The organism is Pseudomonas sp. BLCC-B112 (genome assembly GCF_028550695.1).
Lineage (GTDB): Bacteria > Pseudomonadota > Gammaproteobacteria > Pseudomonadales > Pseudomonadaceae > Aquipseudomonas > Aquipseudomonas danubii.
Genome location: NZ_JAQQGK010000012.1, coordinates 187,507 through 196,648 on the forward strand (window position 1 = coordinate 187,507; position 9,142 = coordinate 196,648).

The 9,142-nt window shown below is 65.5% G+C and carries 8 protein-coding genes (1 of these 8 cut by a window edge); 3 read left to right on the top strand and 5 right to left on the bottom strand.

Annotation, left to right across the window (positions count from 1 at the left end):
- From PQT43_RS27525 to PQT43_RS27535, 3 genes are all read left to right on the top strand, one after another.
- Positions 1 to 1,190: the 3' end of a non-ribosomal peptide synthetase gene (locus PQT43_RS27525; protein WP_272755154.1), read on the top strand. Its footprint begins 13,534 nt before the window's first position; only the last 1,190 of its 14,724 coding nucleotides appear in the window; its start codon lies beyond the left edge, outside the window; its stop codon occupies positions 1,188 to 1,190.
- A 148-nt stretch (positions 1,191 to 1,338) separates the two neighbouring features.
- Positions 1,339 to 2,490 (top strand): macrolide transporter subunit MacA, encoded by a 1,152-nt coding sequence (gene macA / locus PQT43_RS27530; protein ID WP_102882415.1) that lies wholly within the window; start codon positions 1,339 to 1,341, stop codon positions 2,488 to 2,490.
- Between the two features lie 2 nt (positions 2,491 to 2,492).
- On the top strand, positions 2,493 to 4,451 hold the full coding sequence (locus PQT43_RS27535) for a MacB family efflux pump subunit (protein ID WP_272755156.1): 1,959 nt from the start codon (positions 2,493 to 2,495) through the stop codon (positions 4,449 to 4,451).
- Between the two features lie 72 nt (positions 4,452 to 4,523).
- On the opposite strand, the gene PQT43_RS27540 is transcribed toward PQT43_RS27535, so the two are convergent.
- From PQT43_RS27540 to PQT43_RS27560, 5 genes are all read right to left on the bottom strand, one after another.
- The gene (locus PQT43_RS27540; RefSeq protein WP_253084583.1) at positions 4,524 to 5,312 is read right to left on the bottom strand and encodes a helix-turn-helix transcriptional regulator; all 789 of its coding nucleotides are present in this window, start codon (positions 5,310 to 5,312) and stop codon (positions 4,524 to 4,526) included.
- 316 nt (positions 5,313 to 5,628) lie between these two features.
- A complete protein-coding gene (locus PQT43_RS27545; RefSeq protein ID WP_102863592.1) occupies positions 5,629 to 7,095 on the bottom strand; it encodes a GDL motif peptide-associated radical SAM/SPASM maturase in 1,467 nt (488 codons plus the stop codon).
- A gap of 136 nt (positions 7,096 to 7,231) precedes the next feature.
- Complete coding sequence (locus PQT43_RS27550) at positions 7,232 to 7,840, bottom strand: DUF1842 domain-containing protein (protein WP_110597252.1); 609 nt, start codon at positions 7,838 to 7,840, stop codon at positions 7,232 to 7,234.
- Positions 7,841 to 7,892: 52 nt separating this feature from the next.
- Entirely contained in the window at positions 7,893 to 8,522 is a 630-nt protein-coding gene (locus PQT43_RS27555) for a DUF1842 domain-containing protein (RefSeq protein ID WP_102882411.1), read from the bottom strand.
- Positions 8,523 to 8,558: 36 nt separating this feature from the next.
- Positions 8,559 to 8,747 (bottom strand): DUF1843 domain-containing protein, encoded by a 189-nt coding sequence (locus tag PQT43_RS27560; RefSeq protein ID WP_102863589.1) that lies wholly within the window; start codon positions 8,745 to 8,747, stop codon positions 8,559 to 8,561.
- Positions 8,748 to 9,142 lie beyond the last annotated feature (395 nt).

Below are 9,142 nucleotides of genomic sequence, written 5' to 3' on the forward strand. Positions count from 1 at the left end.
GTCTGCTGTTCGAGCAACTGGCAAGCGCGGCGCCCGAGACGCTGGGGCATTACCTGGACCGTGAGGTGGCTCACGGCCATGCACTGGCCCATTACCGCCTGCACCCGATCAGTGTGCCGGTGCACCTGTTCTGCGCCGCCCAGCGGCCCAGCGCATTGTCCCGGCGCAGCCCGACCCTGGGCTGGGGCGAGGTGCTGCCGGGGCCATGCCTGCACTGCATCAGCGTGCCCGGGGATCACCTGAGCATGATGAAGGCGCCGCATATCCATGAACTGGGCCAGGCCATGAGCCAGGCCATCGAGCAGGCCGGGGTCGCTGCCAGCACCGGAGCAACGCCCCACCAGCCCTTGCTGCGGATTCAGAGCGGGCGCTGCGGGCAGACGCCGATCTTCTGTGTGCCGGGGGCCGGCGACAGCGTTACCGGCTTTATCGGCCTGACCGAAGCCCTGGGGCCGGACTGGCCGATCTTCGGCCTGCAGGCCCGGGGCCTGGATGGCCAGGGCGTGCCCCACACCCGGGTGGAAGCGGCGGCGCGCTACTACCTGCAAGCCATCGAGCAGGAGTACCCCCACGGGCCGTTGCACGTGATCGGCCACTCCTTCGGCGGCTGGGTTGCCTTCGAAATGGCCGGGGCCCTGCAGGCCGCGGGGCGCGAAGTGGCGTCCCTGACCCTGATCGACAGCGAGGCCCCGGGCGGCCACGGCGTGGTGGGGCGGCCCTACACCAGCACGGCCGCGCTGTTGCGGCTGATCGAGTCCATGCAACTGGCGTGCGGCCAGAGCCTGGGCATCGATCCGCAGCTGTTTGCCGCCGAGGACGACGCCATGCAGATGCACCTGCTGCATGCCGGCATGGTCCGGGTCGGCCTGCTGTCCCAGCGTGCCGATCCTCGGGCGATGCAGGGGCCGGCGCGGACCTTCGCCAGTGCCCTGCGCACCCGCTACCAGCCGCAACGCCCTTACCGGGGACCGGTGCGCCTGGTGCTGGCGGACGATCCGCGCCTGGACGCCGCCGGCAACCTGCGCGAGCAGGAGGCGATGGTCCAGGGCTGGCGTGGGCAGGTGACGGAGCTGGGGCTGTGGCAGGGGCCGGGCAACCACTTCAGCCTGCTCAAGGCACCCCACGTCCAGCATCTGGCGGCCTGGTGGCGTGACGGGCTGGCGCTGCCCCAGGGGGAGGCTGTGTCATGAGCCTGGATGCAGCGGCGGGCCGGGTGCCCGCCGCTGGCTGACAGCCTTTCATTCATCTGGAACACCGCTCACTACGGCAGCACGGTGTTCTGTAAGGGGGCTCGCCGCTGGCCGGTGGAGCCCGCCCTCAACGCACTTGTGGTCATCTATGGAAAAGTCGAAGTTTCGCAAAATCGGTATGGGGCTGTTGCTGGTGGTTGTGGCTGGATTGATTTTCTATACGGTGCGGGCGCCGGCAGAGCCGCCGCAGTACCTGACCGCCCGGGTCGAGCGGGGAGACATCGAGAACGCGGTCCTGGCCTCGGGCCTGCTGGAGGGCATCAAGCAGGTGGACGTCGGGGCCCAGGTTTCCGGGCAGTTGAAGTCGCTCAAGGTCAAGGTCGGGGACAAGGTGAAAAAGGGCCAGTGGCTGGCGGAAATCGATCCCCTGGTGCTGCGCAACACCCTGCGCCAGGCCCAGGTGGACGAGGAAAACCTGCAAGCCAAGCGCCGTGCCACCGCGGCCCAGCTCAAGGAAACCAAGGCCATCTACGAGCGCTACCGCGACCTGCAGTCGGACGCGTCGATTTCCCAGCAGGACTTCGAGACCGCCGAGTCCAACTACGAGGTGCAACGCGCCAACCTGCTGTCCCTGGACGCGCAGATCAAGAGCGCGCATATCCAGATCGACACCGCCAAGGTCAACCTGGCCTACACCCGCATCGTCGCGCCGATTGACGGCGATGTGGTGGGGGTGGTGACCCAGGAAGGCCAGACGGTGATCGCCAACCAGTTGGCGCCGGTGCTGCTGAAACTCGCGGACCTGGACACCATGACCGTCAAGGCCCAGGTCTCGGAGGCCGACGTGATCCATATCGCTCCCGGCCAGCAGGTGTACTTCACCATCCTCGGCGAGGCCGACAGGCGCTATTACGCCAAGCTGCGGGGCACTGAGCCGGCACCGCAGAACTTCCTCGAAACCCAGACCGCCGGCACCCCCAAGCAGAACACCGCGGTGTTCTACAACGCCCTGTTCGACGTGCCCAACCCGGACCACCGGCTGCGCATCTCGATGACCGCCCAGGTGCGCATCGTCCTCGACACCGCCAAGGATGTGCTGATGGTGCCGGTGGCCGCCCTGGGGCCGCGCAACGCCGATGGCAGCTTCGCGGTGCGGGTGCTGGACGCCAAGGGCCATGCCCAGGCGCGCAACGTCAGCACCGGGATCAACAACAACGTCAAGGTGCAGATCAAGGACGGCCTGGCGGAGGGCGACCAGGTGGTGATCGGTGATCCGCTGCCCGGCACGGCAGGGGCCTGACCATGACCCAGCCATTGTTGGAGCTCAAGGGCATCAGCCGCAGCTTCACCGCCGGGGAGCGGGAGTTCCTGGCCCTGAAACACATCGACCTGAGCATCCAGGCCGGGGAAATGGTGGCGATCACCGGGGCCTCGGGCTCGGGCAAGTCGACCCTGATGAACCTCCTCGGTTGCCTCGACTACGCCACGGCCGGCAGCTACAAGGTCAACGGCCAGGAAACCCGCGACCTGGACGATCAGGCCCTGGCGGAGCTGCGCCGGGACTATTTCGGTTTCATCTTCCAGCGTTATCACTTGCTGCCGCACTTGAGTGCCCTGCACAACGTCGAGATGCCGGCGATCTACGCCGGCACCCCGCAAGTCAAGCGCCATGGCCGGGCCCGGGAGCTGCTGACGCGCCTGGGGCTGTCCGGGCACCTGGCGAACCGGCCCAACCAGTTGTCCGGCGGCCAGCAACAGCGGGTGAGCATCGCCCGGGCCCTGATGAACGGCGGCGAAGTGATCCTCGCCGACGAACCCACCGGGGCCCTGGACAGCCACAGCGGCAAGGAGGTGATGGGCATTCTCCAGGAACTGCATGCCTTGGGGCATACGGTGATCATCGTCACCCACGACCCTCAGGTGGCGGCCAACGCCGAGCGCATCATCGAAGTGCGCGACGGCGAGATCGTCAGCGACCGGGTCAATGCGCGCGGGGTGGACGAGGAGCCGGCGCAGGCGCCGGTGAGCACCCGGCCGGGCGGAGCGCGACGCCTGGTGGCCAGCCTCGGGCTGTTCAAGGAAGCCTTCGTCATGGCTTGGGTGGCGCTGGTTTCGCACCGCATGCGCACCTTGCTGACCATGCTCGGGATCGTCATCGGCATCACCTCGGTGGTGTCCATCGTGGCCATCGGCGAGGGTGCCAAGCGCTACGTGCTCAAGGACATCCAGGCCATCGGCAGCAACACCATCGACATCTTCCCCGGGGCCAGTTTCGGCGACAGCCGGGCAGCGGCAATCCAGACCCTGATGCCCGCCGACGTGACGGCCCTGAACCAGCTGTACTACGTCGACAGCGCCACGCCGATGGTGGGCCGCAGCCTGTTGCTGCGCTACGGCAATATCGACCTCAATGCCACGGTCAACGGTGTCAGCCACCTGTACTTCAAGGTTCGCGATCTCAAGCTGGCGGCGGGCATCGCCTTCAGCGAGAACGATGCCCGGCGCCAGGCCCAGGTGGTGGTGATCGACCACAACACGCGCAACCGCCTGTTCGGTCCCGATGTGGACCCCCTGGGGCAGGTGATCCTGGTGGGCAACCTGCCGTGCACGGTGATCGGGGTCACGGCCGAGAACAAGAACATGTTCGCCGCCAGCAACCTGCTCAACGTCTGGCTGCCTTACGAGACGGCCGCGGGGCGGGTGCTGGGCCAGCGCCACCTGGACAGCATCAGCGTGAAGATCAAGGACGGCCAGCCGAGCAAAGTGGTGGAGGAGCATGTGAAGAAGCTCATGGAGCAGCGCCACGGCACCAAGGACTTCTTCACCAACAACCTCGACAGCATCATGCAGACGGTGCAGCGCACCAGCCGCTCCCTGGCCTTGCTGTTGTCGCTGATCGCGGTGATTTCCCTGGTGGTCGGCGGCATCGGGGTGATGAACATCATGCTGGTGTCGGTCACCGAACGTACCCGGGAGATCGGCATTCGCATGGCGGTGGGGGCGCGGCAGTCGGACATCCGCCAGCAGTTCCTGGTGGAGGCGGTGATGGTCTGCCTGATTGGCGGGGCCATCGGTATCGCCCTGTCGTTTGCCATCGGCTACCTGTTCACCCTGTTCATCAAGGAATGGGAGATGGTGTTTTCCATGGGCTCGATCGTTACCGCGTTCGCCTGTTCGACCCTGATCGGCATCGTCTTCGGCTTCGTTCCGGCGCGCAACGCCGCCCGGCTGGACCCGATCGAGGCCCTGGCCCGGGATTGAGCGGCCCACAGACAGAACCGCCGGCACAGGGGCCGGCGGGGGCGGGGTTACGGGATCAAGGCCAATGGCGGATCAGGCCGGCGCGTCATCGCGGGTGCCTGGCGCCTGTGCCTGGGGCGAGTACATCCAGCGCAGCAGGGAGTGGCGACCACTGATGCCGAGCTTGATGGCGGCGCGCTTCAAGTAGCTTTCGACGGTATTGACCTTGAGCTTGAGCTGCTCGGCCAACTGCGGTGCGGTGCGCCCGGCCAGCAGCCCGACACAGACTTCCAGCTCGCGGTTGGACAGGCGCAGCCCGGACTGCTCCAGGCGCTCGGCAAAGCGCAGGCGCACGGTCGCCAGGCCCTCGATGGCGGCGCGGTCCTGCTCGGCAGAGTCGCTGCGCGGCTGCAGGGCGCTGATGTGGTTTTCCACCATGGGCAGCAGCAGCGGCGAGATGTCCTCCAGCAGCAGGCGTTCCTGGGGGGAAAAGCTCTGCTCCTGGCTGCTGCGGTACACCGACAGCACGAAGTGGTACGAATCCTTGCGACCGGTCAGGTGCAGTTGCGCCGGGTCCGCGTTACCCCGGTGACGCAGCAGTGGCGGGCTGCCGCAGGGCTCGTCGGGCTGCTCGGGAAAGCCTGTGTGCAGCAGCGGGTCATTGCTGGCGTGCAGATCGCTGTACAGCGGGTGACGGCTCTGCATCAGGGTATTGCCGCTTCTGCCAGCGGCTTGTTCCGGGGCGGTGCGCAGTTGGGTGATGTGAGTGGCGTCCACAGCCAGTTGGGTGAGTATCAGGTCATGCAGCATGCGCGGGAAACTGCGGCTGCCGGTGCTGGCGATGACCTTGCCAATATGTGGAAACAGTACTTGTGAGTTCATCATTTCATCCATGAATGTGAAGGTGTGGAAGGACTGCCTTATAACAACGAGTTTGGGTCGCGCGTGATTTACCTCCTGTTTGCGCTGACCGACAAAGGGTCGCCTCGTATCCTAGTACAGGGTGGCGACTGCTGTTTGATGAAGTGCGCAAAAACTTGCACCGCCGGCGCGCAGGCGCTCGGGCCTGTGGACGAACTGCCATGGCAAAGCCCTTACCGGCCTTGCCCGGAGTTTTTTTGGATGGCTGTTCCCTGCTTGCCAGAGCCGCCATGACCGCCGCCGCGCCTGGGGTGGGCGCGGTGGCGGCTGGCACAGGTTACAGGCGCGGTTGCTCCTGGGGCATGCCCAGCAACTGGTGCAGGGTGTTGATCAGCGCCTGCTGGCGCAGGCGGTCTTGCTGGTGCCGGGCCTCGGCTGCGGCGACATCGGCGTGGCAGTGGGGGCAGGTGCTTTCATGGGCGTGGATGTACTCCAGGCAACTGCGGCACAGGGCCAGGCGCGGCGGGATGCGGCCTTCTTCGGGGGAGGCGTGGCCCTGGTTGGCCCAGGCCAGCTTGATCACCTGGCCGCTGTCGCTGACGCTGGAGACCGCCTCGCCGGTGTCGATGCGCTCGGTGATCAGGTCGAAGCGGCCCACCGAAAAAGAGGCGGGGCCGGCGTCTTCGAGTTTGACGATGCGCTCGCGCAGGCCTTTTTTCTGCAGGTCCAGGGTTCGGTAATGGCAGTAGGGGTTGTTCCCCGGCTTGCCCAGCAGCGAATGCGAGGTCCAGGTGCAGCCACCGCGGCACACGTCGTTGTAGTAGCAGGTGCGGCAGTAGCCCCACAGATCGTCCACCGAGCGCAGGCGGCCGAAGTGCATGCCTTCGCTGTAGTGCCAGATGTCGTGCAGGCTCATGCTGCGCACATTGCCGCCGGAGAATCCGACGGTGGCCAGGGACGGACAGCCCTTGACCGTGCCGTCGGCTTCCAGGGCCAGCACTGTTTGCCCGGCGGCGCAGCCGCTCCAGTGCACGCGGTCGTCGCCAAAACCGCGCCACATGTGTTCGTAGGGACCGTAGTAGCCGATGTTGTTGCCCACATTCATCAGCAAGCCGCGTTCTTCGCCTTCGCGATACAAGCGGGCCAGCAGCGGCATCACTTCCAGCAGTTGATAGGGTTGCAACAGCAGCTCGGGGTGATCCACGGCGTTGCCCATGGCCACCGTCAGTTGGATCTGCCAATGGCTGGCGCCGGCGTCGATGATCAGCTCCATCAGGGCCGGCAGGTCGGGCAGGGTGGCGGCGCCGATCTGGGTGTTGACGCTGACCTTGAGCCCGGCCTGCTTGGCCCGGCGCAGGGTGTCCAGGGCCTTGTCGAACGAGCCGGGCACATTGCGCACCGCGTCGTGCAGCGGCGCCAGGCCGTCCAGGGACACGCCGACGCCATTGAGCCCGGCGTCCACCGCGGCCTGCATCTTGGCGGGGGTCAGGTTGCGTCCGCCGGTCTGGATCGCCACGTACATGCCGTGGTCGTGGATGGCCTGGATCAGCCGCGTCCAGTCCTTGCGCAAATAGGCTTCGCCGCCGATCAGGGTGACCTCCCGAGTGCCCAGGGCGGCGATGGAGTCGATCACCGACAGGCATTCCTGGGTGTTCAATTCGCCGGGGCGCCGATGCCCGGCCCGGGAGCCGCAATGCAGGCACTTGAGGTCGCAGGCGAGGGTGATTTCCCAGACCACGTGCACCGGCACATAGCGCTTGAGGTCGGTTTCGCTGAGGTAGCGGGCGGGGAGACTGTCTGACATGAAAGATCCTTGCGCACCCAGCGGTGCGCGGCACCAACCCATCGAAATAGGCGCGCCTTCCTTGTGCGGCAATGGCGCGATCGGTTTACCGCAACCCTGGGGCCGACCTTTGTCGGCCGGCCCCGGGTGCCTGGACTCAGCGACGTTCCAGGCGGCTGATTTCCGCCTGTAACTGCTGCACCGCCTGGCTCAGGTTGTCACTGTTGGCCAGTTGCTGCTCGCCCTGAGCCACCAGCGCCTTGAGCCGCGTCAGATCGCCGCTGCTCTGGGCCTGTTGCAGCGCCACGGCATACAGCGGCTGCGGATACAGATGCCGTTGATCGTCCTTGGGCGCCAGATCGGCGTTGGCCGCTTGATCCACCGGCGCCTGGCTCACGGCGGCATGCTGAACCACATGCCAATGGCCCTGGTACTGGTAGCGATAGCTGGCGAAACCGCTGGCCCAGTCGAGGCCGAGAATGCCCTGCAGATGGAAGGTTTCGGCAATCTGGCTGGTGGGGCCGCTGGGGTTGCCGGTCAGGCTGAGGATGATATGGCCTTCACTGGAGGGGTCCAGTTTGACCTGGGAGTAGTCGCCCCAGACATCCGCGAGGAAGTGCATCGGTGGCGAGGTGCTCTGAGTCACCCGGGCCACGCCGCTGACTTTCTTCTGCGGCGTGTTGACCAGCAGATCGAGGGTCAGCACCGGCCCTCCGATCACAGGGTTGGCGACGATGAGGCGGGTATGGAACAGTCCGATTGTCATGCTGCAACTCCTTATCTTGTGGAAGACATCAGGTTCGCTGGACGGTCGCCAGTCAGCGCCGCTCGTGCTTGCTGATCTCGGCCTTGGCCGCCTCCAGCGCCGTGCGGATCAACGGCAGCTGCTCCAGTTGCTGGGTGGCCACCTTGTGCAGGCTCTTCATCTGCGACAGGTCGCCGCTGGCGATGGCGCCGTGGATCGGTGCCGCGTACAGCGCCGAGATCGGCGGCAGCGGACGGTTGGGCTGGCCATGGTGGGGGGCCGAGAGGGTGCTCGACTGCACGGGTTCCTGCAGATGGGCGGGGACCTGATTGACCGTTACCCAGCTGTGTCCGTTGTAGTACTGGTAGTTGGCCACGCCTTCCTTCCAGTCATCGCTGACCACCAGGTGCAGCTTGAAGTTGATGATGGAGTTGGAACCGGGTCCGCCCTGATTGCCCTGGGCGGTGATGAGGATCTTGCTGGAGCTCGGTGGCATGACCGTCAGGTAGGTGTACTGACCCCAGACATCGCTGTGCAGGTCCAGGGGCGGATTGACCGCCTGAGTGATGGACGAAGTGCCGCGCACGCTGTGCTCGGGGGTGTAGACCAGCAGATTGAGAATCAGGGTCGGGGCCCCGGGTTGCGAGGTACCGATGCGGTAGCTCAGGGGGAACAGGCCTTCTTGGGAGATAGAACCAGACATTTGCTTTGCCTCCATTCAATGACGGGGAAACAGCGATTAGTGCTGTTCCAGGCGGGCGACTTCCTTGGCCAGTTTTTCGTAGGCGGCTTTCAGATCCTTGGGCTCGTCGTGCTTCGGATCGCGCTTGGCCAGCAGGGCTTTCATCTGGGGTAGCTGGCCTTCGGCGATGGCCGACTGGATCGCGACTCCGTAGGGGACAACCGTGTGTTGCGAGGTGGGGCTCATGGTGTGTGCCTTCCTTGGGGGTTAGGGGGGGCTGCGGTACTTGGCAGCTTTTGCAGTTAAGCAGCGCGGGGGGAATTGGCGGGGTAATGGCACATTGATTTTGTGGGTTTCCGACAGGTGGATTCACGGGGGTAAGGGGGGGATTTTTGGGGTATTCCATGGGGCGATATGGAGGGGTGGGGGTGATTGCGGATGGCGATAGAGGGGGTGGTTTTGTTCCTGCGGGGGCGGCCGTTGACGGTTGCGCCTTTATGGCGATGGGGGGCGGAGTACATATCCGTTGCTGCGGTAACGGCCGCTTAGGGTTTCGCCCTTACGGCCATCCCTTTCAAGGTCTTCTCGTTTTAGCTGCCTTGATGACCCGATCGGTTGAAACATGTGCATTTATTGCCGTC

Bases quoted from the DNA above. Each gene is read 5' to 3' on its own strand.
- macA (WP_102882415.1), top strand. From the start codon at position 1,339: ATGGAAAAGTCGAAGTTTCGCAAAATCGGTATGGGGCTGTTGCTGGTG.
- PQT43_RS27535 (WP_272755156.1), top strand. From the start codon at position 2,493: ATGACCCAGCCATTGTTGGAGCTCAAGGGCATCAGCCGCAGCTTCACC.
- PQT43_RS27540 (WP_253084583.1), bottom strand. From the start codon at position 5,312: ATGAACTCACAAGTACTGTTTCCACATATTGGCAAGGTCATCGCCAGC.
- PQT43_RS27545 (WP_102863592.1), bottom strand. From the start codon at position 7,095: ATGTCAGACAGTCTCCCCGCCCGCTACCTCAGCGAAACCGACCTCAAG.
- PQT43_RS27550 (WP_110597252.1), bottom strand. From the start codon at position 7,840: ATGACAATCGGACTGTTCCATACCCGCCTCATCGTCGCCAACCCTGTG.
- PQT43_RS27555 (WP_102882411.1), bottom strand. From the start codon at position 8,522: ATGTCTGGTTCTATCTCCCAAGAAGGCCTGTTCCCCCTGAGCTACCGC.
- PQT43_RS27560 (WP_102863589.1), bottom strand. From the start codon at position 8,747: ATGAGCCCCACCTCGCAACACACGGTTGTCCCCTACGGAGTCGCGATC.